Annotated in this window: 26 protein-coding genes and 1 tRNA gene; 12 read left to right on the top strand and 15 right to left on the bottom strand. The window is 58.2% G+C overall.

Translation table 11 applies throughout. The features are described 5' to 3' along the window. Positions 1-37: 37 nt before the first annotated feature. The 6 genes from soxA to TRM7557_RS18225 all read right to left on the bottom strand — a co-directional run bounded on the left by soxA (position 38) and on the right by TRM7557_RS18225 (position 3,723). Positions 38-841, bottom strand: coding sequence for a sulfur oxidation c-type cytochrome SoxA (soxA, locus tag TRM7557_RS18250; protein WP_058291889.1), 804 nt, complete (start codon positions 839-841; stop codon positions 38-40). A 111-nt stretch (positions 842-952) separates the two neighbouring features. Then, complete coding sequence (gene soxZ, locus TRM7557_RS18245) at positions 953-1,282, bottom strand: thiosulfate oxidation carrier complex protein SoxZ (RefSeq protein ID WP_058291671.1); 330 nt, start codon at positions 1,280-1,282, stop codon at positions 953-955. A 26-nt stretch (positions 1,283-1,308) separates the two neighbouring features. After that, positions 1,309-1,731, bottom strand: a complete 423-nt coding sequence (soxY, locus tag TRM7557_RS18240; RefSeq protein ID WP_058291670.1) for a thiosulfate oxidation carrier protein SoxY — start codon at positions 1,729-1,731, stop codon at positions 1,309-1,311. 23 nt (positions 1,732-1,754) lie between these two features. After that, positions 1,755-2,231: a sulfur oxidation c-type cytochrome SoxX gene (gene soxX, locus TRM7557_RS18235; RefSeq protein WP_058291669.1), complete on the bottom strand. Its 477-nt coding sequence runs from the start codon at positions 2,229-2,231 to the stop codon at positions 1,755-1,757. 150 nt (positions 2,232-2,381) lie between these two features. Then, a complete protein-coding gene (locus TRM7557_RS18230) occupies positions 2,382-2,960 on the bottom strand; it encodes a thioredoxin family protein (RefSeq protein ID WP_058291668.1) in 579 nt (192 codons plus the stop codon). Positions 2,961-2,982: 22 nt separating this feature from the next. Further along, a complete protein-coding gene (locus TRM7557_RS18225; RefSeq protein ID WP_058291667.1) occupies positions 2,983-3,723 on the bottom strand; it encodes a cytochrome c biogenesis CcdA family protein in 741 nt (246 codons plus the stop codon). An 84-nt stretch (positions 3,724-3,807) separates the two neighbouring features. Here TRM7557_RS18225 and TRM7557_RS18220 point away from each other — a divergent pair, with 84 nt between their 5' ends. From TRM7557_RS18220 to TRM7557_RS18210, 3 genes are read left to right on the top strand one after another with little or no spacing between them, the layout of a single operon-like run. Further along, on the top strand, positions 3,808-4,170 hold the full coding sequence (locus TRM7557_RS18220) for a thioredoxin domain-containing protein (protein ID WP_058291666.1): 363 nt from the start codon (positions 3,808-3,810) through the stop codon (positions 4,168-4,170). A gap of 18 nt (positions 4,171-4,188) precedes the next feature. After that, positions 4,189-4,560 (top strand): ArsR/SmtB family transcription factor, encoded by a 372-nt coding sequence (locus TRM7557_RS18215; RefSeq protein WP_082626668.1) that lies wholly within the window; start codon positions 4,189-4,191, stop codon positions 4,558-4,560. Positions 4,561-4,610: 50 nt separating this feature from the next. Then, complete coding sequence (locus tag TRM7557_RS18210) at positions 4,611-5,663, top strand: YeeE/YedE family protein (RefSeq protein WP_058291664.1); 1,053 nt, start codon at positions 4,611-4,613, stop codon at positions 5,661-5,663. A 108-nt stretch (positions 5,664-5,771) separates the two neighbouring features. On the opposite strand, the gene TRM7557_RS18205 is transcribed toward TRM7557_RS18210, so the two are convergent. Then, positions 5,772-7,796: a fasciclin domain-containing protein gene (locus tag TRM7557_RS18205; protein WP_058291663.1), complete on the bottom strand. Its 2,025-nt coding sequence runs from the start codon at positions 7,794-7,796 to the stop codon at positions 5,772-5,774. Between the two features lie 207 nt (positions 7,797-8,003). On the opposite strand from TRM7557_RS18205, the gene TRM7557_RS18200 reads away from it, so the two are divergent. Then, positions 8,004-8,747 (top strand): DUF6502 family protein, encoded by a 744-nt coding sequence (locus tag TRM7557_RS18200; protein WP_165592481.1) that lies wholly within the window; start codon positions 8,004-8,006, stop codon positions 8,745-8,747. Between the two features lie 7 nt (positions 8,748-8,754). Next, positions 8,755-9,669 (top strand): DUF5666 domain-containing protein, encoded by a 915-nt coding sequence (locus tag TRM7557_RS18195; RefSeq protein WP_058291661.1) that lies wholly within the window; start codon positions 8,755-8,757, stop codon positions 9,667-9,669. Here TRM7557_RS18195 and TRM7557_RS18190 read toward each other — a convergent pair. Then, entirely contained in the window at positions 9,661-10,473 is an 813-nt protein-coding gene (locus TRM7557_RS18190) for a hypothetical protein (protein ID WP_165592480.1), read from the bottom strand. The two genes, TRM7557_RS18195 and TRM7557_RS18190, sit on opposite strands and share 9 nt — an antisense overlap. Before the next feature lie 246 nt (positions 10,474-10,719). After that, positions 10,720-12,357 carry a hypothetical protein gene (locus tag TRM7557_RS18185; RefSeq protein WP_058291659.1) on the bottom strand — a complete coding sequence of 546 codons (1,638 nt, stop codon included), beginning with the start codon at positions 12,355-12,357 and terminating at the stop codon, positions 10,720-10,722. 158 nt (positions 12,358-12,515) lie between these two features. Between TRM7557_RS18185 and TRM7557_RS20205 the strand changes: the two genes are divergently transcribed. Then, positions 12,516-13,592: a phosphatase PAP2 family protein gene (locus TRM7557_RS20205; RefSeq protein WP_082626656.1), complete on the top strand. Its 1,077-nt coding sequence runs from the start codon at positions 12,516-12,518 to the stop codon at positions 13,590-13,592. A gap of 23 nt (positions 13,593-13,615) precedes the next feature. Next, positions 13,616-15,523, top strand: a complete 1,908-nt coding sequence (locus TRM7557_RS18175) for a S8/S53 family peptidase (protein WP_058291657.1) — start codon at positions 13,616-13,618, stop codon at positions 15,521-15,523. Between the two features lie 36 nt (positions 15,524-15,559). On the opposite strand, the gene TRM7557_RS18170 is transcribed toward TRM7557_RS18175, so the two are convergent. Beyond that, positions 15,560-16,030 (bottom strand): hypothetical protein, encoded by a 471-nt coding sequence (locus TRM7557_RS18170; RefSeq protein ID WP_131727574.1) that lies wholly within the window; start codon positions 16,028-16,030, stop codon positions 15,560-15,562. A 393-nt stretch (positions 16,031-16,423) separates the two neighbouring features. Between TRM7557_RS18170 and TRM7557_RS18165 the strand changes: the two genes are divergently transcribed. Next, the gene (locus TRM7557_RS18165; RefSeq protein ID WP_074941927.1) at positions 16,424-18,112 is read left to right on the top strand and encodes a peroxidase family protein; all 1,689 of its coding nucleotides are present in this window, start codon (positions 16,424-16,426) and stop codon (positions 18,110-18,112) included. Between the two features lie 383 nt (positions 18,113-18,495). After that, positions 18,496-18,825, top strand: a complete 330-nt coding sequence (locus tag TRM7557_RS18160) for a DUF2322 family protein (RefSeq protein WP_058291888.1) — start codon at positions 18,496-18,498, stop codon at positions 18,823-18,825. A 250-nt stretch (positions 18,826-19,075) separates the two neighbouring features. On the opposite strand, the gene TRM7557_RS18155 is transcribed toward TRM7557_RS18160, so the two are convergent. Together TRM7557_RS18155 and TRM7557_RS18150 are read right to left on the bottom strand one after the other, a co-directional pair. Continuing rightward, positions 19,076-19,150 (bottom strand) — tRNA-Asn (locus tag TRM7557_RS18155). Between the two features lie 69 nt (positions 19,151-19,219). Continuing rightward, positions 19,220-20,122, bottom strand: coding sequence for an MBL fold metallo-hydrolase (locus tag TRM7557_RS18150; RefSeq protein ID WP_058291887.1), 903 nt, complete (start codon positions 20,120-20,122; stop codon positions 19,220-19,222). Positions 20,123-20,215: 93 nt separating this feature from the next. On the opposite strand from TRM7557_RS18150, the gene TRM7557_RS18145 reads away from it, so the two are divergent. Next, positions 20,216-21,544 carry an ATP-binding protein gene (locus TRM7557_RS18145; protein ID WP_058291654.1) on the top strand — a complete coding sequence of 443 codons (1,329 nt, stop codon included), beginning with the start codon at positions 20,216-20,218 and terminating at the stop codon, positions 21,542-21,544. Between the two features lie 350 nt (positions 21,545-21,894). Here TRM7557_RS18145 and TRM7557_RS18140 read toward each other — a convergent pair whose 3' ends face one another. The 3 genes from TRM7557_RS18140 to TRM7557_RS19675 form a co-directional block, all read right to left on the bottom strand. Next, on the bottom strand, positions 21,895-22,560 hold the full coding sequence (locus TRM7557_RS18140; RefSeq protein ID WP_074941925.1) for a hypothetical protein: 666 nt from the start codon (positions 22,558-22,560) through the stop codon (positions 21,895-21,897). A 138-nt stretch (positions 22,561-22,698) separates the two neighbouring features. Beyond that, a complete protein-coding gene (locus TRM7557_RS18135) occupies positions 22,699-23,016 on the bottom strand; it encodes a hypothetical protein (RefSeq protein ID WP_058291652.1) in 318 nt (105 codons plus the stop codon). A 302-nt stretch (positions 23,017-23,318) separates the two neighbouring features. After that, the gene (locus TRM7557_RS19675) at positions 23,319-23,486 is read right to left on the bottom strand and encodes a helix-turn-helix domain-containing protein (protein WP_082626654.1); all 168 of its coding nucleotides are present in this window, start codon (positions 23,484-23,486) and stop codon (positions 23,319-23,321) included. A 207-nt stretch (positions 23,487-23,693) separates the two neighbouring features. Here TRM7557_RS19675 and TRM7557_RS18125 point away from each other — a divergent pair, with 207 nt between their 5' ends. Continuing rightward, positions 23,694-24,719, top strand: a complete 1,026-nt coding sequence (locus tag TRM7557_RS18125) for an AAA family ATPase (protein WP_131727573.1) — start codon at positions 23,694-23,696, stop codon at positions 24,717-24,719. Between the two features lie 357 nt (positions 24,720-25,076). After that, positions 25,077-25,513: IS110 family RNA-guided transposase (locus TRM7557_RS18120; RefSeq protein ID WP_110620099.1), on the top strand; the 437-nt coding region annotated here is incomplete at its 3' end.

The raw sequence follows: 25,513 nt of genomic DNA, 5'->3' as shown, positions 1-25,513 counted from the left end.
TCAAAGGCCCCACGTTTTCGGCAGGGCCTTCTGTGATTTAGTTGCGAACAGACGGGCCTTCCACACTCAGCCCATTGCCGCGGGACGCGACATATAGCTCGAGTGCGATGAATTCGTCAGATCCCGGCTTATAGGTATGCGCGCGGGTATCGCGCACGCAGCCTTTGAAGCGGGCATGAACCGAATTCAGCTTGGTGTTCTTCAAGCGGTAGGTCGGAAAGCCGTTGATATGCCCCTGACTTAGGTGATCCGCGCGGATCATCATGCCATAGCTGTCCTCGTGACAGTTTGCACAGGACAACTCCAACTGACCCGTCCGGGTGTAATAGAGCTCTTTGCCCTGCTCCCAAGTGGATTGCGCCGGACCGTCAATCGCCACATTCACCGGCATGCCCCGCGAGACAGAGGAAATCAGCGCGATCATATCCGTCATGTCGCCGCCGGTGTATTTCCACTTCTTGGCGTCCATGCGGTTTTCGCGGCAATTGTTGACCTCCATCTCGAGGGTAGTCACGCGGCCCTGCTCTTCGTTCCATTTGGGGTATACGGCTCTCACCCCTGCCATGTTCTCTGCTGCGCCATGGCAATCAGCGCAGGATTTCCCCGCCGCCCCATCCGCCGTGGCCCAGTCGACCATCGCGTTTTCGACGCCAATCATGCCGGGATTATCAAAGTCATCCATTTGCACGGCTTGGGTTTCGTCCGTGCGAAACCTCCAGCCTGAATAGATCGTGTCGAGGTTTTCGGTATGCGCAGGTGCTGCGGCCTCGGTTACAATCGCGATTTCGCCATTGATGGTCAGGCTGTCGTCATCTGGGTCACCCACTGCAATCCCAGGCATGAGCCCCGGGACACAGGCCACAGCCAGGGCTGCGCAGGTTGCCTTGATCCGTTGTGTCACGTCATCCTCCCTCTCGTGCTCCGGTGATGCGACGGCCCCTCCTCCGGGTCGTCAGCTCACTGTGATTTTCTTGGCCGTGTCATAAACAGAGCCATCGTCGTCGTACCAAGTGAACGTGAACTCCCCACTTTCCGGCACAACCGCGTCGAACTGAAAATAGGGGTTGGTTGAAATCGCAGGTTCAAGGGTCACGTCAATGACGTTCTGCCCATTAAAATCTGCGGTGAAACGGTTGATGATCGACCGCGGAATGATGTTTCCATCATCGTCCTTGCGCTGACCACTTTCCATTTTATGGCTGATCAGCGTCTTGATTGTGATCGTATCACCCGCCGCTGCGGTTTTGGGAACTTTGACCCGGGGTTTTGCACCAGATGCCATGATGTCTCTCCTTTATGTGATCCGGATCAGCCGCCGCAGCCGCCAATGGTGACTTTGACGTTTGCCTTGACCATCTGGAACGAACCGTCCTCCATTTTGGCCACCGCGACCACGTTCTGGGTCTTGGCCAGACGGATCCGCGTCGATGCACTGCGCGAGGCACTTAGGGGGCCGAATTTGAAGGTCGCCACATTGGGCACGGGGTTTCCATCAGCAAAAATCGTAATCTCTGCCGCCCCCGGCGCATCGACCGAGATCGGCACCGTATTGCCGTTCTCCGCAATCTCGGGAGCGGTCAGGCTGATCGCCCCTTCCCCGGTCGCGGCCCCACCCGTAAAGGCTGAAATCGCATCATCAGTGAGGCTCGCAAAAGCCGGTAGCCCTGCAACCATCGCATAAACACTGGTCCCAGAACCAAGCGCGAGAAGGGTTCGTCGTGTGAGTTTCATAAGTTCGTCCTCCCTCTGAAAGATCACTCTTCTTTCAGCGTCATTAGATAGGCGACCACGTCTTCGACCTGCTGGGCGGTCAGCAGAGGCTGGACCTCACCGTCGCCATGCGCGTCGCCAGTGTAGGCATCGCCAAGGCGGATAAATCCGTCGGTGCGGTAGAACGAGGGCATCATACTGCCCTCAAACATGACCTTGGCATTGGCCACGATCCCGCGCAGCTCTGCCTCTGTCCAGCGGTCCGCAACCCCGTCCAGCATCGGTCCGATCTCACCATGAAATGGCAGGTGGTTCAGCGCGGTGACTTGATGGCAGGCAATACAGTTGCCTGCGCCTTTGTTCATGACCTCTGCGCCCAATATCGGGTCGCCGGGCGCACCGCTGAGCGAGGTCTCTACCGCGCCCTCCACATAGGTCACATCCTGAGGCTTAACGACTTCACTCCATCCGGTGCTGACAGTCAGCAAAATGGCAGCAGTGGCTCCAAAAGCGGTTCTCATGCGCCCTCCCTGGGTTCGATTCCTCTCCTTGGGTAAACAGTACTCTACGGCACACAATTTCGCTGACGCAACAACAAATTCAACTACGTGAATTTTTTAATGTGTTCGCAAGTGCAGCATTTTGCGCAAAAGTATTGCGCGCCCCTAACCCTATTGACCCTTCTGCTGTTCGAATTTGCGCGCGTGGTACTTTTGGAAGGGTTCATCGCTGACATAGCCCTGCTCCAGCACCCAATGCAGAAGGTTCAGCGTCGTCCAGCGACCAAAGGCGCCGGGCATTGTGACAACCGCCGCCTCAGCGCCTGTTTGATCCGGGGCAACCGCTTCGGGAAAGAAATAGAGATTGGGCGTAAAAAGCGCGCCCCAGCGTTTGACCAGATCCTTCTCGGCCAAAACGGTGCCATCAAAATCGGTCACCTCCACATCGCCGAACATATTGATCTGCACCACGAAGAAATGATCCTCGAGGGTTTGGGCGATTTCGGGCACCACGAACACCTCTTCGTGCATTTTCTTGCAATAGATGCAGCCCCGCTGTTCGATCAAGATCATCAGGCGTTTGCCTTCGGCATTGGCTTCGGCAAGGTCTTCACCCAGATCTTTGAACGTGTCCCGCATCCAGGGCGCTTTGTGCAGACCATCATCCCCCAGCTCTGCGGCGGTCAGGCCCGTCGCAGTGATGCAAGTGGCCGTGATAAGGGCCGATAGCCCCAAAAAAACATGTCTCATCCTTGTCCCTCCCAAAACAAACTCAGCCCAACTGGGCAAACCAGGGGATATGTTCCAGCATCCAGACGGCAATCAGATTGACCGAATTGGTTGCGATCAGCAGGCCAAACAGGATCAACACCCCGCCCATCAGTTTTTCAACGGTTCCCAGGTGGCGGCGAAACCCGGCCATCCAGCGCATGAAGGGACCGATGAACAAAGCCGCCAGCACAAAGGGCAACGTCATACCCGCCCCGTACATCAGCAACAACCACGCGCCCTGCCCGGCTGTCTCCTGTCCGGCGGCGGTGAATAGGATCGCCGCCAGAACTGGCCCCACGCAGGGTGTCCACCCAAAGGCAAAAGCCAGACCGATGACATAGGCGCCAAGCAGCCCCCCCTTTGACACATCGCCGGCATCCGCGCGCAGTTGCCGGTACAGGATTCCTATTCGGATCACCCCAAGGAAATGCAGCCCCATAAGAACAATCACCCCCGCCGCCGCCCAGCGCAGCACGTCGAAGTAGTCCCGCAAGAGCGCCCCAAACACTGTCGCACTGGCACCAAGCCCAACAAAGACAGTGATCACCCCGAGGGCAAAACAACCAGCCGCAAGAACAGCACGCAACCGCACCGCCCCCGTGACCTTGGCCTCGGCGGTGATCTGATTCATCCCGACCCCGGCAAGATAGCTGAGGTAGAACGGGACCATCGGCAGGATGCAGGGCGATAAAAAAGACAGCAATCCAGCCGTCAAAGCCCCTAAAACAGTGACATCTAACATGCGCGCGCGAAACCTTGCTTTAAGATATTCACAAATTAGATTATGATTAAGTGACAGCACACGTCAACAAAGGGGCAGCTACGAATGCTCAGAGCATTCTTTTTCATGGCCGCAACGGCATTTCCAGTATCGGCTTTGGCCGACACACGTCTCCTCATGGCCGAGGAAGACGGCTGTTATTGGTGCGCCAAATGGGATGCGGAAATCTCTCATATCTATCCCAAAACCGCCGAGGGCCGCACCGCGCCGCTGGAGCGGTTCGACCTTCGCGGCCCGCAGCCGGATTATCAATTTTCCAAACGCGTGGCCTTCACCCCGACGTTTCTGTTGATCGAAAATGGCAAAGAGGTCGGCCGGATCGAAGGTTACCCGGGTGAAGATTTCTTCTGGCCCCTCTTGGGAGAGCTGTTCTCCCGCGCCGGTATTTCCTTGGATCAGGGCAGCTGAGCGATTATGGAACGGAATATGACCACCGAAACACCGACACCGTCTGAACGCCCGTCTCGCTTGCCTGTCTTTGATGCGACTATGTGCGCCGAGGACATGGACCGCATGATGGAGAACGCCCAGCGCGCCTCCAACTTTCTCAAGGCGATTAGCCACGAAGGCCGCCTGATGATCCTGTGCCATCTGGCATCGGGTGAGAAATCGGTGACCGAACTGGAAGAGCTTCTGTCCGCACGCCAAGCGGCGGTCTCGCAACAGCTGTCGCGATTGCGCCTCGAAGGTCTGGTCACCCCGCGCCGGGATGGCAAGGCTATCTACTACCGCTTGACAGACGACCGGCCCAAGCAAATCATGGAAGTTGTCTACGACCTGTTCTGTAGGGAGGACTGACCAGCGCCCCGTGCGGTGTTGGCCTGAGGGTCGCGACGGGGAGGATTACAGTGCTGGAAGCTTTGGGCGAGGCGAACACCGCTGCGCTGATTGGCCTGATCGGGGGGATTGCCCTGGGTCTGGCCGCGCGCGTGGGACGATTTTGCACTTTGGGTGCAATCGAGGACTTTCTGTATGGCGATGACGACAGGCGTTTGCGCATGTGGGGCATTGCGATCGGAACCGCAATCCTTGGCACACATCTGGCCGCAGCGTCTGGCCTGTTTGACCTGTCACAATCCGCCTATCTTGACCGCGTGTGGAACCCCTTTGGCACGATCATTGGCGGGCTGATGTTTGGCTATGGCATGGCGCTGAGCGGCAACTGTGGCTACGGTGCTTTGGCGCGGCTTGGCGGCGGCGACCTTCGGGCCTTTGTCATCGTGCTGGTGATGGGGCTTTCGGCCTATTTTGTCATGTCAGGCCCCCTCGCCCATGCGCGGGTCTGGTTGTTTCCGGTTGAAACAGGCGCTGATACGCCACAAGGGTTTTCACAATTGGCGCAGCAGATCGGTCTCCCCATGACCGTGATTGGCGCCGCCATTGGATCGGCGTTAATTATCTGGTCGCTGTCCCATCGCCAGATGCGAAGCGCGCCCCACCATGTGTTCTGGGGCGCTTTGGTCGGCCTTACGGTCTGTTCGGGATGGCTTGGCACCTATTGGGTGGCGATGACTGGTTTTGAAGCCGAACCGATTGAAACCCACACCTTTGCCGCGCCCATTGGGGATACGATCTTTTACAGCATGACGGCCTCGGGCAATGCGCTGTCCTTCAGCGTCGGCTCTGTCTGCGGTGTGATTGTGGGATCAGTGCTTGGCTCTTGCGCCAAGGGTCATTTCCGCTGGGAGGCCTGCGAGGACCCACGGGAACTGCGCCGCCAGATCTTTGGCGCGACCCTGATGGGTCCGGGCGCAATACTTGCCGTGGGCTGCAGTGTCGGTCAGGGAATTGCCGCGTTTTCCGTCCTCTCCTATAGCGCGCCGGTTGCCTTGGCTGCGATCTTTGCGGGCGCAGCACTTGGGCTGAAACAACTCATCACGGGCTTTGCCGCCGCAGAATAGGGGATCAACGGGACGGCTTGGTACGCAGTACCGAGAGCGGCCGCTGAAGGCTTTCTTGGGGGGCGCTGCGCGCACCGAAGCCCGCGCAGCAATGTGAGACACAGGTGATCACAGCAAACTGTCAGCCGCAGGATCCAGGGCCAGAATAAAATCGGTTTCCATCAGATCCAGATGAGGGCCACGCACAAGAATGCTCTGGTCCTCTGAAATGTTGATCTGCACGCCAGAGCCCCGCACAATGGCATTTTCCAGCAGCAGGTCAAAATCCGAAATGCCCATGGCAGACAGGTCGATGAGGTCTTCGCCCTGCTGGAACCCTCGGATCGTGTCATGACCATCCCCTGTATTGAAGACAAAGGTATCAAAGCCACTGTTCCCCATCAGGTTGTCATCCCCAAGACCGCCGTCAATCAGGTCATCTCCCGATCCGCCGCGCAGCTTGTCGTCGCCGTCGTCCCCCCGAAGGGTGTCATTTCCGCGACCGCCCTGCATATAGTCGGCGCCGTCCCCGCCAAAGCCGACATCATTGCCGCGCCCCAGTAGAATTTTGTCTGCGCCACCATTTCCGTCGACGAAATCATTGTCGTGGCCGGTCCGGATGTATTCGGCCGTGTCGTCGCCAATAATGAAATCGACCTCATTAGAGCCGTCAGATTGCAGCAGGTCCGCAGGCAAAAGAACCCCATCCAGCACATGGGCAATGCCATTGCTGGCCGGGATATCTGTCGCAATCAGGTTGGGATTGGCCACGTCCGGCTCTGCATCCACCAAACGCGCCCCATCCACACCAAGGGAGGCCCCGGTCAACAGCGTGGGAATAGAGGTCGCCCCCAGAACGGCGGTCGAATCCAGCGCTCCCGGTGCCACGTGATAGAGCAGAACGCTTTGCAACAAGCCAATGGCGTCTCCGTCATTGAGCAGCGCAAGCGCTTCGACCAGAAAGGCAAATGCCCCCTCTTCATCATCCCCCTCAAAGCCAAGGGCCTGACTTAGTCCGACAAAGGCGCCATCTGTGGGGGCGAATACGGTTAGGCTTGCTTCAGGATCATCCAACGCCTCAGCGAGACCGGCCGCCTGCACTGCGTTCAGCAGAATGTCGAAGTCGGTTGCGTCCTCATCAAACACCCCGCCGCTTGCCGCAACGATCCCGGCCAGTGTTGGCTCTGCCGGGGCCGGGTCAGCCGGTGGCGTGCCCGGAACATCAATCGGCAACAGAACCCGGTCGATCACCTGAAGTGTGCCATTGGAGGCCGCGATATCCGGGATCACGATATTGGGGTTGTCAATATCGGGGTCATTGTCGACCAGCTCCGTGCCTTCAGATCCAAACGAAGCCCCCTCCAGCAGGGTTGCAACCTGATCCAAGGCATCGACTTCAGCGGCTGTCTTCGACCCCGGTGAGACGTGATAGGACAGGATGTTTTGCAACAGCGGGATCGGATCGCCATCCGTGGCCAGCCCAGCCAGCGCATCAGCGATAAACCCAAAGATCGCGCCTTCGTCGGTAATATCCCCGTCAAAGCCCAAATCGACCGCCAACTGGGTAAAAGCCGCATCTGTTGGCGCAAAGACCGTAATGTCGTCTGCATCCCGAACCACACCGTCAAGCCCAGCGGTCTGCAGCGCCAGAACCAGAATATTGAAATCATCCGAGCCCGCGGCAATGTCCACAATATTGGGGTCAGGGTCAGCCACTGCACCTGCACCAAGCTGATCATAAGACAGCCCCTTGCCTGTCACATTTGCCCGATGCCCAACGGTGAGCTCGGTTCCGGCAGGTGGCACATCCCCGAGGAAGGTGAAACTGTCAGGTAACAATCCTGGCTGCTCCACTTCGACCAAAAGGTAAGACTGGCCATTGTCCCCTGTGACCGTCCAGACGTTTTCCGCATAGATACGCCCGTTGATCCCGACAGAGCCCCCGTCAGCCACCCGTGTCAGCGTTCCAGTCTGCCCGGATTTGTCGTCGCCAAATTCATTGCACCACGCATCCCCAGACAGGAAATGGTCATCATCGGTCAACGACACGTCCACCGTTGGCCCATCGGGCACGGTAAACTGCGCATGCTCCATTATGCGCCCGTGTCCAAACAGATCCGAATTCTCATAAGCTGTGAAGCTGAACGTCGTCATGTTGTGTCCTCCCATTGACAACTCGTTAAATCGAAAACTTGCGACTCCTTTTTGTGTGATTTTTGCACACAGATACGCAGGGCTTTCTGCCTTGGATCAAAAACACCCCGCAAAATTGTGGAATTTTTTCACACGCGCCCGTATCTTTGAGACATGCGCAAAGACGGCCCCCTCACGAAATCCATATTGTTTGAACAGACAATCAAGATGCTTCTGCGTCCGCTGACCCGTGCCCTGATTGCCCAAGGGGTGACTGCGCCGCAGCTCTATCGACTTGTAAAACAAAGCTATGTTGAAACCGCGCTGGCGGAACTGGGGGACAAAGCGACCGACAGCCGGGTCAGCGTTATGACCGGTGTGCACCGGCGCGATGTGAAATCCCTGCGCAGCGCGGACCCAAGCGCCGTTGCGCCGGTGCGGCGGCGTGTCTCGACGCTCGCAACCGTTGTCGGGCGTTGGATGAGCACACCGCAATTGACCAACACGGATGGTCACCCCAAAACGCTGACACGGGCAGAGTTCGATCAACTGGTGTCACAGATCAATCGGGATATCCGACCCAAAACCCTTTTGGACGAATTGCAACGTCAGGGGTTGGTTACCGCTTCAGACGGGGCGCTTCGGCTTGATCCTGAAGGGGTCTTTGGCCCCGAAGATCTGGATCAGAAGTTAGATTTCTTCGCACATAACCTTGGCGATCACATGGAAGCGGCTGTCGACAACCTGTTGGCACAGACCCCGCCCCGTTTTGAACGGGCGACCTTCTATAACTACCTGACGGTGCAGTCCGTAGACGACCTAGAGGCCGACGCCCGAGACATAGGAATGAAAGCCCTCCGCCACATCGCCCGCGAGGCCGCAGAGCGTCAGGATCAGGACCGCAAAACAGCTGCGGCGACCCATCGCTTCAGATTTGGTATGTATTTCTATCGTGAAGACGAAGAAGAGTGAGTGTTAGATGACATCTGTGTTCCCCAATCGCCGCTTCTTTATTGCCGCCAGCCTGTGCGCGACCGTGCTTCCCGTGGCGGGCCGATCGCAATCCCGCGACAAAGACGTCGAAGGCGGTCTTGGTGGCACCGGCATTGTTGGGGTTTTGGTGGACACAGGCGTGCTGCGCCTTTCGGGTCAAGCGGTGGAAACGGACGCCTCAACGCAGGCCAGCACATATTTTGGTCCGGTTCCGCTGCGCCTTCTCCAAGTGGGGGACAGTTTAACAGTAGAGGCCACACGCGTCGCCGATGGCAGGCTGATCGCCCGCAGGATCGAGGTGACTTACCCGCTGGTAGGTGCAATCACGGCCTTGGACTTTGAGCGCAACCGCTGCGTTGTAAACGGGGTAGACGTCGCGTCGGAACGCGGATTGCGCGGCTGGCGGATTGGCGACCGTGTTGCCGTTTCGGGGCTCTGGCGCGGCAGAAGCGTTGTTGCCAGCCGTATCTCTACCGCGCCCAGCCTTCTGGATCTGGTGTCCGGCACCACAGGACGACGCACGGTCGGTGGCGTTCCGATCCGCAGAAGCGCTGTGTCCCTGACCACAGCTGGCCGTTTTGCAACTGTGGCCGGACGCTTTGACGTGGGCACCGGCGTGATGCGGGCCGAACGCACAACACTTGACCGCTTTACCGGCGCCGCTGGCACATTGACCACATTGGCCATCGAAGGCTGGCTGGAACCCACAAAGACCGCCCCCGGCTACCGGATTGCCGGCCTGGGGCACAGTTTTGAACGCAACCTTGACCTTGGCGCCTTTGCAAACAGCCGAATGCTGTTCACCGGGCCATACACGGGTCGATTTGCAGCCGACGCTGCCGTCCGCCTGCCCACAGACCCCGCCGCCCGCAGACGCCTCTTGCGTCGGATCTCATTGTGACACTTGCGAAGTGGGCTCAAAGATTGACTTTGGCAAATATCCGAACTTGCCTTTGATGCCCCAACTGATCCCAAACAGGATCAAAACAGCGCCTTCCATCCAGAAGGTGATCCGATAGGCATCCCACCACGCGGTATTGTCCAAGTTGGTCACCTTGCCCAAAAGAAGGACCGCACCGGCACAAACCATCCCTGCCCCAAGCCCGTAGTAAATGCGGTTGCGCGCAAGTTTTTCCGCTGGGATCGTCGCCCCATAGGCGGGCCAATCCAGACGGGGAAAGATCACCAGCGTGTGAAAGATCAGCAAGGCAAACAACGCAATAGCGGACCCAATGTGCAAGGCCTGCGAGGACGCATTCAACACCAGTCGCGGGTTCTGAGCGACACAGTTCGCTTCCGTCCCCTGGGTGTTTTCCAGTCCCGTCTGCGGCGGGCACAGCGCATCCCCCCTGAGCAATTGTGGCGTGCCATCGGTATCATCCTGCCCCGTGCTCAGCCCGTATTCAGCAAACGCACGCACCGAAAACCGGTCGTCCGTACAGCCGGCTTCGGAGGTCGGGAAAAGCGCAACACCCAAGGCCGCGACAGCCACGAGTTTTGCAAAAAATGTCTCCAGCCGCGTTTGCCCCTGATACCCCAACACCACAGCAAACACCGCAAACAGAAGGCCCACGAACACCGTGCCCAAATTCTGGGAATAGTAGAAATGGCTAATTGAGGTGTGAAAACAGCTCAGACCAAATTGCGCCCCCAAAAACATGGAAACCGGCAGGCCAATTGCCGCAAGCCCCACGAATTGTGCCAATCTCTGTTGATTGAACAGCTTTTCCGAAGGCGTCCGCGCGGCCGGGACAAATGGCTCCTGGATTTTTCGGTAGGTATTTAAGAACTCAGACATTGCAACCTCACATCTTGGTTCAGCCCCATCGGCTGCCGCAGGCCATTTGCTGGCGCTGCCGCAACAGAGGTGCCGTTGAACTCTCTGAGGTTGAGCGTAAGGCAGGCGCGTGAACCGCGCGTGAGACATCCGCAACTCGGGTGCGAAATCGCCCTAAATATGTTCCACCAGACGCGTCTTGCGCAGCGTGGCCGAAGGATAGCTGTCCCCCGCCAGCATGGTCGGCTGAAACCCGGGCTCCAACACCTGCATCTGCGACAGAACCTTCTGCGAAGACGTGAGTTTGTTCTGCGAACGATAAAGCGGGTACAAATACCGCAGCGCCGGACGATAAGTCGGCTTCACCGCGCGCACGTTTTCGGCAAAGATAGTTGCTTCTTCCAGGTTTTCGGCGCTGCAGGCCGTCAGGCAGCACAACATGTCCCACCAATAGACATAAGGCGAAGACTTGGCCAAAAAACGCGCCCGTTTTGCGTTGAGATGTGCGGTTTCGGGCTTCCCCAGATGCGCCATGGACAGGGCGTAATACCCCCACGCAAAAGGGTTGCTGCCATCCAGTTCAACCGCACGCTTGGCAAAGAACAGCGCGGATTTCGGGTCATCATCGACCAGCAGGCGCACCTGCGCTGCAATGGCCTGAACCACCGCGTTGTTTGGATCATCACGATACGCCTGGTCCACCAGCTCCGATGCCTCCGCGCACAAGCGCTGCGCTTCGGTCGGGCGATGTTCCAGGACCTGGGTCATTTTCAGAAAAGCCCGCCACGCGAGACAGATCGCCTGCGGGTCCATCTCGTAGGCGGCAATCAACAGATCTTCCGCCGCATCCAAATTGGCCGGATCTAGGGAAAACAGCAGTTTCAGCGCCCGAGCCAGAAGGTGTTTGGAACTGTCACCTCGCCGCTCTGCGCTGAGCCAGCTGAGGACAGATGTCACCGAGTGCTGGCACAATTCCCGGGTTTCCAGCTGCTCCAGCGGCAGGCTGCCAGTGCATTTGAAGTTCCGCGAGGCGTTCCAGATCAGTTTGCGATCTTCCGCAGAATACAATTCGACCCGCTGCAGGAAAGTCGTATCAAAGGTATTGGTCTTGCACCGTAAAATGAAACCATTTTGCGGCTTAGCCTCGTTGAGCACCGGATCCATTGCCCGAATGCCACCAATATCACGCAAAGCAATGGCAATTTGACTGCAGAACTCTTCGTTAAAAAGTTCAATCAGTTCAGAAGAGGCCTTTGCCCGTTCAAAATACAGCACGGGGTCTGGGTCCGGCAGACCCAGCACCACCTCTTTGGGGGGGTAAGCAACATTGGAGAGACATTCCGCATCTACAACCTGCCCCTCTGACACATCCGGCGTGACCTCTGGTGCGCCGCCCGCCGGATAATCCCCAGCTGCAGCCGCCCGAAATTCACGGATCCAATGTTCAAATTCCGGATCCCGGACATCCAGCCCTTCAAAAGCCTCCTGTGCCTCCACACCGCCGGTGCGCTGGGTCACAATTGTCAGCAGGGCCGGGTCCAAGGTGACAAAACGGTTGTCGGAAATCAGAACGTCGCGAAAATCCCCCAAGGCGCGCCTGATCTCGGACAGGCATTGGCGCAGACTGCCCGCACCCTGATCCTGGGCACGGTCGCTCCACAGCTTGTCCTGCAGCCAGCTGCGCGGGCGGCAGTGGCGTGGCGATGCCGCCAACAGCGCTAAGACGGCCTGCGACTTGCGACCTCTTGGCAACAGGTCCTGCCCATCCGGGCCGCGCAACTCTAAGGGGCCAAAAAGATTTATCGTCAGCATGGGTCGCCCCCGAATTCACTTGATGCATTAACCTTAAATCAAAAAATCATTTCGCGAAACAATTCTGCGCGCTGTGAAAAAAATGTGAAATCCATTTTGCCCCGTTTCGTGGCATTGCCGGTGACTTTACGGTTGGTAGGAACAGAAAGGAGACGCCAATGACCCTTGCCAATCATTCGAACCACTCCAATCATTCAAACCATTCCAATCACTCGAACCATTCAAACCATTCGAACCACTCCAACCATTCCGGCGGAGACCAGGCCACTGCGGGGTCATCCCCATCGAGTCTGTTGTCAGCCGCACTGGCAAAGGCAGGCGAAGGCGTCACTGGCACGGTTCCCAATTTCACGCTGAGCGGGCAGATCCCGGAGGCGCAAGCAGGAACCGATCTGGAGAAAATGCATCCTGCCCATCGTGGCAAGCTGCTCAGCGCGGCGCTGAACCGCGACCTTTCGTTTTATGCCAACGCCCCTCGGACCGCGCATGTCACGTGCTTGGACAATTCAAAAACCGAAAAACCGCTGGTGGAACTGAAGCTGCCAACAGATCAGGCGGACCTGACCGAGCAACTGCGCCATGTGTTTCTGGCCAGCGACCTGCGGCCCGACCGCTTTGAAGAGATCTTTGTCCAGCAGGGCGACATTCTGTCGTTCTTTGGCACCAGCGTTCACCTTGGCTTTACCCGCAAACCCTGGACCATGGTTCTGCTGGACGCGGTCATTGATGCCTCTGTTGCGATCCATATTCAGTTCAAACATGCGCTCAAACTGGCGCGCCCGGTCGATCTCAGCCCCGAGATCGTGCCGATTATTCAAACCCCGTCGCACAGCGCCTTTCCCAGCGGTCACGCAACCGAAGCGTTTTGTGTGTCGACCGTCCTAGGGCGGCTGGCCGGTTCAGACTTTGGCGGCGCATTGGAACGCCACGCAGCCCGGATTGCACAGAACCGCACTGTGGCGGGCGTCCACTACCCGATCGACAATTTTGCCGGGGCCCTTCTGGGACGCAGTCTCGGCACGTATTATTGCACCATTTCGCAGGCCAGCAGCACGCCTAAAACAGCCGCCGTCTCTGTCAGTTTTGACGCGGCGACAGCTACTGACCGAAACTTCTCCCTCGCAGGGGTAAACGGCCTTTGGACGGCCTCTGATGTGACCTTGCCAGTGACCGATGACCTTTCCAACAACGCGCTGAACTGGATCTGGAACAAAGCCGAGCAGGAATGGAATTAACCAGTATAGGGGAGTTAAAAATTATGAAGTACGATTGGAGCGATCCGCAAGCCTACCCGTACTGGGATTACGAGTACCCCTATTTTTATGTTAATGACCGCGCGCAGTTCCTTGCCGCGGGCCTGCCTCTGGAAGACAGCCCGAACCAGACGGCTGCAGCGAACATTGGCGTTCTGGTGCAAGAATTCGGCGATACGCCCGCCCGCTCAACGCTGAGTTCAATCAAGGCAATTGATGATCTGTTTGCAAAATCCACGGCGCAGCCCCGCAGCGCGCCGTTGGACGTTAGCAATCAATACTCGCTGTTCATCGGCGGGCTGGCCCCAGTTCCGGAAAGCACAGCAAACAGCGCCCCGCCCAGCGCGTCAAAATCCAGTTCTGCCTATCCGGTTGGCGCCGTCGCCATTGGGGTTGTGGACAGTGGGATGAGCTTTGCGAACGCGCGGTTTCGGACCAAAGCCAAAGGCACGGATCCGGACAAAAGTCGGATCGAGTTTCTGTGGCTCATGGGGCGAAAACATGCGGCGGATGGGTCTCAGAAGATCCGCAAAAGCCAGCTCGATGCCTGGTTTGCCGCTCATTATGATCCCGCGACGGGTCTGGTGGACGAGGACCGCATCTATCAAGACATTGAGGTCCTGAAAATCGATGCCGGCATGCGACCGCGGGCGGAACATGATTTTGCATTCCCGCATGGCACACAGATCTTGGATCTTGCCGCCGGATATCCCGCTGAAATGCAGGTCAACAATCGCCCGATATTGGCGGTAGAGCTGCCAACACTGGCCGTTGCTGATACCTCCGGTGCGCGTGTGCAGGGCCACCTGGTTGACGCTGTTGAGGAAATTTTCGATCAGTCGCGCGGCCTTACTGACCAAAACGGTGATATTCTGCCCCTTGCGCTGAACATCAGCCTCGCGATTACCGCAGGCCCCCATGATGGCTCCCATCCGCTTGAGGTCACATTGGATCGTCTGATCGAGGAAGAGCGCAGGCAATATGGTCGCCTGATCGAGGTTTTCATGCCCGCAGGCAACCACCGGCAGGACCGTTTGCATGCAAAAATGCATCTGACCAACAAAACCCCGCAGGCCTTTGTCGATTGGGAGATTTACCCCGACGACCGGACCGCGAGTTTCACCGAGGTCTGGCTGCCGATCGACAAGGCGCAATATGAGGCGCAACATTGCCTGCTTCAGGTCCAGCTCACACCCCCTGGCGGGACACAGACCGCTTTTACTGCCCCCACGGCGCCGGGCGAAATGCGTATCCTTCAGCAGGGGGGCGATCCGCAGGCCAATGTTTTCTTTTCGCGCCATATTGGCCGCAACGGTTTCTTTGAGCGGATCGTGATCGGAGTGCAGGCCACAGAACAGGTCCTGCCGGACGCAACGGCAGCCCGCTCGGGCGCATGGAAGATTGGCCTTCAACAGGCAGGCGGGACCGATCTGAGCCCGGATCTTTGGATCCAGCGGGATGAAACCCTGCCGGGATTCCGAAGCCGGGGGCGCCAGTCCCGTTTCGCCGATGTGCCCTACGAAAAATATGACACCGATGGCAGGCGACCTTTGAAGGATGGCTCCTCATCCAGTGTCATAACCCGACACGATACAGGCTCTGCAATGGCGACCGGGCGCTACACGACCTTGGTTGCAGCCCAGCGCGACCGGGTAGACGGACCCTTTGATGCTGAATATTCGGGGCACAGCGAAAAACCTAAAAGCGCCCTCGCTGTTGTGGATCAGAAGATCTTTTCGCGCGGCGTTCTGGCAACGGGACGACGCAGCGGTTCGGTTGCCCCAATCAGCGGCACCAGCGCGGCGTCGGCCCTGGTTACACGTCGGCGCGCTGATGAGCTGGAGGCGGACAGCAAGGGGACGCACACCGCGCAGTTCTATGGCAGCCGAGAACTCTTTCGCTGGATTGTGTGACCGCCACTTGCCCCACAACAGGCTCCGGCAGGGCCCCTACCCTTGCTGGCGAAGCCGCGCCAAGGCCGGTTCAGGCAGAGCTTGGCCCGGTTCTGGGCAATACCCAACATTCTTCCGATAGCGGTGGACAACACTGCCCCCCGCGACATCAAAAGTATGAAGTGTTTTAAACCCGTTGGTTTCGGGCGGCCCAAGGCTCATGCCGCCCCCGCGGACCAGCCAGCCACCATAGGTTGGGAATCCAGAACGATCCCGCGCAATCACCTCCAGAAAATCCTGCCCCTTGAACTCGAAAACAAGATCCAGATCCTCAGAACTTCCGGTTTCATTCGGCAACACACGCAACGGCAAAGACCGCACACGTGCGCCAATCACAGAGTTGATCGGGTAGCCCCACCGGCAGACGATCCCAGACAGGATTTCCGCGACCGCCGTGCTTTTCTCCATCGCGGTAATCTCAACTCCGAAGGACGCGTAGTTGCGCCACTCCAATGACGGGTTCTTCAAGTTTCCACGCCTCACATCTTAAGGTTGCCCTCAAAATATGCGGCGGCAGCGTGAATAGGGCGTGAGAAGGCAGCGCTGCTGTCGTGAAAAGTTTGCAACTCCGAAGGCTTACCCTGCGTCAAGCAAATTTTTGCCGGGAACATGACACCGCCCCAAAGAAGTCCCTGACAAGCGGCACTTTGGCGTCTAACCCCAAGCATCAACCAGAGGGGGCGCACACAAGCTCGGCATTTGCAGGCCCCAGAGACACGCTGGGATCGACTGCTCATTTTTTAACCATACGGACGAAAATAACGTCGCCTTCACGCTACTTTCCCGCCAGCCATACGCCCTTCCCCGATCCTCGGCTCAAAACCGCATCTGAGCGCGGCTTTTCAGCTCATGGAGACTACAATGATTGGAACAGGACCTCACGGCGCACCGCGTGTGGCCACGGAAACCGAAAGACGGAAATGCGGTCGTTTCGACTATTTCTTTCCCGATGCCGAAAGCCCCCTCTACACGGATGACACGCCAGCGCATCTCACGGCGCTGCAAAAAGCGATCTACGACCATGGCGACCCGGATGACCTCAACAACTCGGCCCTGCCGCCGGTCTTCACCTATCTGGGGCAATTCATTGACCACGACATTACCAATCAGGGGCTCGTGGACGAAGACGCCCGTCGCATCGTGGACATTTTTAAACCTGACGGCAATTTTGATCCCAGTCACCGGGATGCGGTGACTCAGGCGATCTTCAATGTTCGCACCGGGCGATTTGATCTGGATAGCCTGTATGGCCCCAAAGTGCCGACCGGCAATCCAGCGTTGGACAAGCTCATTGGGTTGATGCGTTTCCCCGAAGATCGCGCCAAGATGTGGCTAGGGGTGCCTGCCGGTGCCGAAGGCGGCTTTCCCGGCGGTCTGCCCGAAGATCCGGCTGCGGATCTACTGCGCCTGCACCGTTTGATGGCGCCGCCCACCGGCGCGCCCTTGTTCACGCCCGCAGACTTTGACGCGCTTCCGGATGAGGTCAAGAAAGCCTTCTCCAAAGACCAGGAACCAAATCTCGCGGCAGCTGTCATTGGGGACCCGCGCAATGACGAGAACCTCTTTGTTGCGCAGCTCCACATGGCGTTCCTGCGGTATCACAACACAATGGTCGATGCCCTGCGCGCCGACGGAGTCACCGGCACCGAGGACGAGATCTTTGCCCGCGCCCGGCGGCAGGTCACCCTGCACTACCAATGGCTGGTGATGAATGTCTATCTTCCGGCGATTTGCGACCCCGTTGCCCTGCAGCAGGTAACCGGTGGTGGCGCGCAGCTTTACAAGGATTTTCTGGCGGCCTGTCACTACGTGCCCGGCAAACCCTTCCCCATGCCCATTGAATTTGTGGTCGCCGCCTTTCGCTTTGGGCACTCCATGGTGCGCGGCGCCTACGACTGGAATGACGCCTTCACCCGGACAGAGTTCAAGAACCTGTTTGACTTTACCGGCAATGGCTCGCAATTGCCGAAGTCCGAGTCCGCCCTGCCTGCCCGTTGGGTGATCGATTGGCGCCGCACGGCCATGCCAAATTCCGAGTTCGCCATTCGCAGCACCCGGCGGATCGACACCAATGTCGCGCTGCCCCTCAAGACCATGCTGAACGAACCCGCCAAGTTTGACGAAAACAACCTCGCCGCGCGCAATCTGAAGCGCGGTGTGCGGATGAATGTGCCGGGCGCGCAGCCGTCCATTGATGCGCTCAACGCCGCCTATGGGTTTGATCTGCGCCCCCTGACCCAGACTGAACTGACCAGCGGCCGCACCGGTGATGCCTTGCAGAAAGCGGACTATACCGCGAATACGCCGATCTGGTTCTATGTGCTCAAAGAAGCCGAGACCCGCCAGGCCGGGCAACGGTTGGGCGCGTTTGGGACACATATTGTAGCAGGCACAATCGCTGGGCTGATCCTCCACGACCCGCAGTCATACTGGAACACCGAAGGCTCTCACGAAGGTCGCTGGCACCCCGTGGATGGCGTTCGTGCATCGGGGCAACTGGTCGACAGCCTGCCCAACCTGTTTCGCGCAGCCTTATTGTTGGAATCCTGATCGATGGTGCGACCTGACGTTTTCCTTTCCCTTTGTTTCTTTGCTTCCTCTTCAGCATCGGCGGCGTGTGTGTTCTGCCGCAGTGGGGACCGGAGAACGTCACATGCAGGATGTGTTGGTGGTCCTGCCGCCAAAGATCAGGACGCGGTCCAAGCCAATAGGGTCCCCTGGACGACCCTTTGGTGTGACCGTGCCGGGTATCTCTCGGATGGCCCGGATGTGCTCCCGTCCGAGGCTGGTGCTCGGGCGGGGGCGCTTTTTTGTGAATAGGGCACCCTCGTGAAATGGCGGATGGCTGGGAAGAGGCCGCTTTCCCATCTTGGCTGCGCTCCTTTGATCCTGCTAAAGAGCGGCAAAATCTGCCACACCAAAAGGATTTGGCCATGATCCAGCCCACCGCCTCTTTCAAAGAAAACCTGCAGCTACTTCCCTCCATCGAAGGCCTTGCCCGCATCGACCTGATCGATGCCGCAGGCGCCGCGGTTGCGACCATCGAAAACCAACCCGGCAAACAGGGGTCTTTGGCTGTCTATCAATACCTGCAGCAGTCCTTCGGTGCCTTGGACGCGAAGGCCGCAGCCCATGCGCTTTTGGTTTTTGCTGAACACACCGAAGACGCCAAGAACCGCCCCGGCGCGCATCCCAATATCGATCGCCTGCTCGAAATCGTCGACGGTGCCGCCCCGCTGGAGATCCGCCTGCAGCCCGCCTGAGGCGCTATTTTGCCTTTCGCTGTTTCGCAGCCCACCTTAGGCGCAGTCTCACATGGGGCCGCGTCTTTTCGTCCGAGCCAGAAATGAACAGCGCACACAGCGTTCTCTGTGGGCGAAATTAGCTGCAGACAGTCAAAGCTGAACCGTCACCGGGACGCAGCAGAACGGTCTTGCAAACCGCACACCCAAAACGACAAAAGCGCCCCAAAAGGAGCGCTTTGACATTCTTTCCAACCTCTTGAAGGGAGGTTGGCTCCGGCGGTAGGGATCGAACCTACGACCAATTGATTAACAGTCAACTGCTCTACCGCTGAGCTACGCCGGAATGTGAGGCGTCGTATAGGCTGAGTGTTCGGGGGCGTCCAGAGGAAAATGCATCAAGAAGGGAAAAAAGTTATGCTCCCGGTATCACAGTGAATTTCGCGTTCAGTTCGAGACGTGGCATGGCCTGAATGCGACCGCGTCCAACCAGATCCACCAGGTGAGCAAAGACATTGCGCTCTGCCGCGGGTAGCAGGGCTGTGGGCGTGTCCTGATAGACCACTTTGGTGATCTCCTCGACGGTGGGCGCACCGGCTTGGGTTGCGGCCAAAATCTCAGCCTCGCGGGACAGCCGGTGGTCGATCAACCACGCAAGCCGTTCGTTGGGGGCCGAGATCGGGGCCCCATGGGCCGGGTAGAAGACGCGCCATGTGTCGCGCTGCAAAAGCCGACAGGAGGCCATGAAATCGGTCAGATCACCATCCGGCGGCGACACCAGCGAGCTGGCCCATCCCATAACATGATCGCCGCTGAACACTGCATCGCCCAAAGCAAGGCAAATGTGATTGCCCATATGACCCGGCGTATGCAGGCACCTCAGCGTCCAGCCCTCGCCCGCCAGGGTGTCTTGATGCGACAGGGTTTGGTCACAGGTGAACCCAGCATCCACGCCTTCGCCCCCACCGGCAAGCCCGGCGTCCGACAAGGCCTGCATGACCGGGCTCTTTCCGGCATCGGAGGCCCCAAAGGCCAGCACCGGCGCCCCGGTCTGTTGCGCCAGCTGCCGCGCCAACGGTGAGTGGTCAAGATGACTGTGGGTGACAACAATGTGGCTGACCCGCTGTCCCGGGGCGAGCGCGGCGAGAATAGCCGCCAGATGCGCCTCTTGCGCGGGACCGGGGTCAATCACCGCCACGTCCCGTCCCTGCCCCACAAGATAGGTATTGGTGCCCCAGAATGTCATCGGGGACGGGTTGGGGGCGAGGATGACGCGCACACCGGGCTCCAGCGTCCGGGCTTCGCCTGCGCGCGGCATGTCTGCGACCTTGCGACTGGAATTGTCCACCAAGTTTCACCTCCGTTGTCGGGACCGGTTTTATATTGCCGGCCACCGGTTTAGGCTTAGCCCATGAAACGCAATCGCCTCAAACACTATATGCCACTGCTGCCGCGCGGTCTTTATGGCCGGGCTGCTCTGATCCTGATTCTGCCTGTGGTTTTCCTCCAGCTTTTGGTGTCGGTCATCTTCATCCAGCGTGACCTGGAAGACATCACCACACAGATGACCATCACCATGGTCCGCGAACTACAGCTGATCAACACAGAGCTAGACAGGGCCAGCAGCCTCGCAGAGGCGCAGACGCGGCTGGCTCCCTTTCTGGAACCGCTGAACATGACCCTCCGTATCCTGCCCGAAGACGCCGCCATCCCCGAAGATCACCTGCGCTGGAGTGAATTGACCGGTTACGTGGTTCGCGCGCGGATCCGGCAGTATTTCCCGTCGTTTCTGTCTTTGCAGCTGCCCACCAACAAACAAGCCATTGTGGTGTTCGAAAGCGCTTTTGGCCCCACAGAGGTCTCCTTTAGCCGCCGTCGGGTCTCTCCGGCGACGCCCCACCAATTGATCGTCACGCTGGTGCTGTCAGGCTTTCTGGTGATCGGCGTTTCAACCGTCTACATGCGCAATCAGCTCCGTCCGATCAAACGCCTCGCCGAAGCGGCCGAGGCCTTTGGCCGGGGGCGGATGATCCCTTATACGCCGCGCGGCGCGACCGAAGTACGCGCAGCAGGCAGCGCCTTTGTCAGTATGCGGGCCCGGATCGAGCGGCAGATCGAACAGCGTACCTTGATGTTGTCAGGTGTCAGCCATGACCTGCGCACCCCTCTCACGCGGCTTAAACTGGGACTATCGCTTTCGGAGGACGAAGGCGCAGAAGATATGCTGCGGGATGTGAAAGAAATGGAGGATCTGGTCGACTCGTTCCTCGATTTCTCGCGTGGGGTTGCCACGGCGGATTCAGAATCCTGTGACGTGCAGACCATGCTGGACGACATTGTCCAGCGTTGGCGACGTCAGGGAAAACACGTCGCTTTGGCCGAACCCGAAGGCAATCGCGCCGTAATGCTGCGCAAAGCCGCGGTCCAGCGCGGGGTCGACAACCTGATTTCCAATGCAGTGCGCTATGGGACGCGGGCAAAGGTATCGTTGGTCATCAAACAGAAATCCCTGCGAATCCGCGTCGAAGACGACGGGCCCGGGATTCCTGCGGACATGCGCGGTGATGCCCTTCGGCCCTTTGTCCGCCTGGACCCCGCCCGCAATCAGGACAAGGGGTCTGGCGTTGGTCTGGGCCTGGCCATTGTCGCGGACATCGCACGCGCGCATGGAGGCACATTGCGTCTTGGCACAAGTCACGAGCTGGGCGGTCTCTGCGCTGACATTATTATCGCGCTCTAAGGAACCAAACGCCCTGGCTGCCCCTTCCAACGGGGTGGCACAGGCTCCTCAGGAAAAACAAAAACGCCCCCGAAAAGGAGCGCTTTTTGTCTTTATATCCAACCCCTTAGAGGGAGGTTGGCTCCGGCGGCAGGGATCGGAGCCATCTATCTGCATCTCATAAGTCCATGTTCTACAAGGCTTATCAAAGCGCCCATCCTGTGGTGGTGTCACAGTCTGGTGCCACAACTTTATGGCAGCGCGGGGCCTTGCTCAAGCCTATTCCTATGCTCGATAACCTTACGGCTGATCGCTCGGAACGGTAGGGCTGGGTCACAAACAAGATGGCGGCTCCATGATTGGGCAACTGCCTACCCAAACGACGGCCCATCATCGCGCAGTTCTTCGCGTGCCGATTTCAGGCGATCTCGGATCGCCCGGAGCGAATTGGCAACTCCAAGGCGTTCTGCAATTTCGCTGACCATTTTTCCAATGTCCTCAGCAAGCCGGTCCAGAATTCTTTCGCGGCGGCTTACGTCCTGTTCTCGTTGGTGCAGTTCCTCACCTCGACGGCTCAGACGGCCTGCTTGCTCCTCAAGCTGGTCCACGGCGGATTTGAGAGCCTGCTCCTTAACCTCCAGAACAGCCTCGTGCTGCGCGGTTTTCTGCGCCTTCGCATCGAGCGCGGCCTTGGCTTCGTTATAGTCCTTCACCCGCGCAGCAAGGCGATTGCGGTAGGTCGCCAAGCGTTTGGTTTCTTTGACGTTCAATTCCTCCTTTGCCTCCAGTTTCGCGACACGGGCTTGCATTTCGTCCACCCTGTCCGTCAGCATTTCCAACTCTTGCGCTTTGGCTGCAATCTCAGCAGGCAGAGCTTGATGCAGTTGCTGGACCGAACGATTGTAGATCTGGCTAGGTGTGTCACCGCGTGCGATCCGGTCGGATTTGCGCATGCCACGCACAATCTCGGGCGCGTGTTTTGCGATCACCTCGGCGGCAATATCCTGTAACCGGGATCCCTTCATAACGCGCGACATTGGGGTGCCCTGGTGATCGCGGCAGTCCCAAACCACATGGGCGTGGGGCGCGGTCTCGTCGGCATGGACAACCAACCCGCGCAGGGTTGTGCCGTATTCCTCTGCGATGCGCTCGGCGACCTCCAGATAAGCGGTGTCTTATTGGGCGGGTGTCAACGCCTCAAAAATCGGCTGCGCCGCATGGCCAAAGGTGATGATCCCGATCGTTGCCACAGCGGCATCCGCGCGCATCGCGCGGCTGGGTTTGGTCCTTTCTCGCAATGCCTTGGCCCGTTGTGTGATCCGCACGGGCATCGGAAGATCGACAATCACGCGGTTTAGATCCAGACGCCCCGCATCCACATATCCCGGTTGATGGCCAATTCGCAGATCGTGGCGGCGCTGGGTCTTATATCTGGATCGATGCGCGTGTTTGACGCGGATGGAAATCGCTTTGGACGGCTCTGTGGCGGACATGGTTGGGCTTCTGTTTTATGGGTGCCCCCATTGTCCGCCTGGTTCGTGAAAATCGAAAATCGGTTTTATACGATCATAATTTTTCGATTTGTAACCTACTAGCCGTAACCACCCCGCCACTCCGTGGGGGATGGTTACGGCTCTCCGGCAAAGGGGCTGCGCTGCCCCCTTTTGAAACCCCAAGCCAAGGGCGCGACGCCCCTTTGGAAACCCAGTTAAAGTGCGACCATATTTTTTGATGAAGTCAGGCAGCTGGATCCAGTGTTCATTCCGTTACGGCGACCCTCAACTGGAGACCTGGCTTACGGGTTGGCCTCTGCCTCCATGACCACGCCTACATACGTGTGAGGGTCGCAGCCCAACGCACGGGCCCACCGGATCACCTCCACAACATCAACGCGACGCTGCCCGGATTCAATACGTGCGACCAAGGACTGCTGACAGCCAAGACGTGAGGCCGCCTTTTGCACACAGTTTCCGAATGGGAAACGTCAAGACCACGCGCGGAAATCATCGACGCCTCTGTACGCGTAGCCCTCTGATAAAAGCGGAAATGCACGTGTGAGAGCACCCCTCGAACACGTCATTTCCCCAGCTTCATACCCGAGGTCCGCGTGCCACAGCTTCACCCCGTTAGAATCACTCGCTCAATCAAGTTTCTGGGCCCAACGCCGAACGTGCGCACGATTGAAAAGAGACTGGAGACGTTTCTGGCTCAACGGCGTTTTGCACGCAGTGACGCAGCCTCAGACACCGAATTTCACCCTGCCTACAATCTGAAATACCTGCAGGACAGAGACCTTCTGAAAATCAGGCGCCGGGCAATTTTGTTCTGCGAACGCCACAAGGCGTCGTCTGGCATGGCGCATCTGAGCGAAGAAGATCAGCAAAAGCTGGCTGTTTTGGAAGGCGGCATCAAGACTGCCCGATTGGTCAATGACCACGAGGCGGATGAAATCGCCGCAGCGCTTCATCAGGAGATGCCTTGGATGGCAGACGCGACGGAGCACGTCTGGAACGCGCTTCGCTCAAGGCAAAACTGCGGGGGAACAGGCATGTCCATTCCCCCAGTCCTTCTCGTGGGCCCACGCGGGATAGGGAAAAGCCATTGGGCGCGCCTTCTCGCCAAACTTATTGGCGCGCCAAAAATCCCGATTGACGCAACAGGCGAGCCCGCCAGTTTCGCCCTTGTGGGTTCGCAAAAGGGCTGGTCATCCGCGCAGCCCGGCAAATTGATGAACGGAATTCTCGCCCACCAAAGAGCAGATCCTTTGGTCATCATTGACGAGGTCGAAAAAGCCGGGGACAGCCGCAGCAACACCGGCACGCAATACAACCTCTCAAATTCGCTCCTTCCCTTGTTGGAGCCTGCGACAGCTGCTGAGTGGCAGTGTCCGTACTTTCAGGTGCAATTTGATACCTCACGCGTGAACTGGGTCCTCACCGCCAACAGCCTGGACACACTTCCAGCCCCCTTGCTTAGTCGTTGCAAGGTCATCGCGCTTTCCGGGCTGTCGAAAAGCCAACTCCTGACGTTCATCGACCGCCAAGCCCAAGCCCGCCAGCTGTCCACCCCCGCAAAACACTCCGTGAAAGACGTGGTGGAAAGACTGTGGTCCGATGGCAGAAGGTTCGATTTACGATCCGTAGATCGGATTTTAGAGCGCGCCGCGGCCATGCAAACAAAACCGCGAGTGCATTGAATAGAACCGGCCTCAAATAATTGAGGCCGGGTGTTAAGCTTGAGCTCGCTAGTAAGTAGCCCCAAGCCTCACAGGCCCATCCAGGCCTGTATTTGGACACTGCGGTTTTCAAACCCCAGCGCAGCATCCCGACATGCCCCACGCACATGGAGCGAGTTTTTCGTGGCTCAGGCATCCAGCAGCACAGCAAAAGCCATGCTGAACGTGCGCGTGGTAGAAGTCGCCCTTCGTCATACGAGCACTGGTCACTCATCTCCGAATGAGAAAGGTGCGGATGGGGTGGATGGCGTCTGCACCAAGCGTCGCATTTTGCGGCACACTGCAGAAGTCATCTTCTGTCAGGAAAGGAGCCCCATCATGGAAGTTACGACAATAGGATTGGATCTTGGGAAGGACGTTTTCCAAGTTCACGGTGTCACAGCTGACGGCACGGTTGCCTTCAATCGTTCGATCCGGCGGCGACAATTGCTCAAGTTCTTCGAAGCGTTGCCGCGTTGTCTGGTTGGTATTGAAGCCTGCGGATCTGCGCATCATTGGGCAAGTGAGTTGACTGCGATCGGTCATGATGTACGGTTGATGCCTGCCACCTACGTTAAGCCGTATGTTAAACGCGGCAAGACAGACGCCGTTGATGCTGAGGCGATTTGCGAGGCCGTCACACGACCAACGATGCGGTTTGTCGCTGTGAAGTCGAAAGAGCAGCAGGCCCTACTGACCATCCACCGGGTGCGCCAGCTTGTCGTTCGCCAGAAGACCCAGATGTTGAATGTGATCCGTGGTCTTCTGCGTGAGTT

Origin of the sequence: Tritonibacter multivorans (genome assembly GCF_001458415.1) — a bacterium.
Classification (GTDB): Bacteria; Pseudomonadota; Alphaproteobacteria; order Rhodobacterales; family Rhodobacteraceae; genus Epibacterium; species Epibacterium multivorans.
This window is presented reverse-complemented; position numbering and strand designations above follow the sequence as displayed.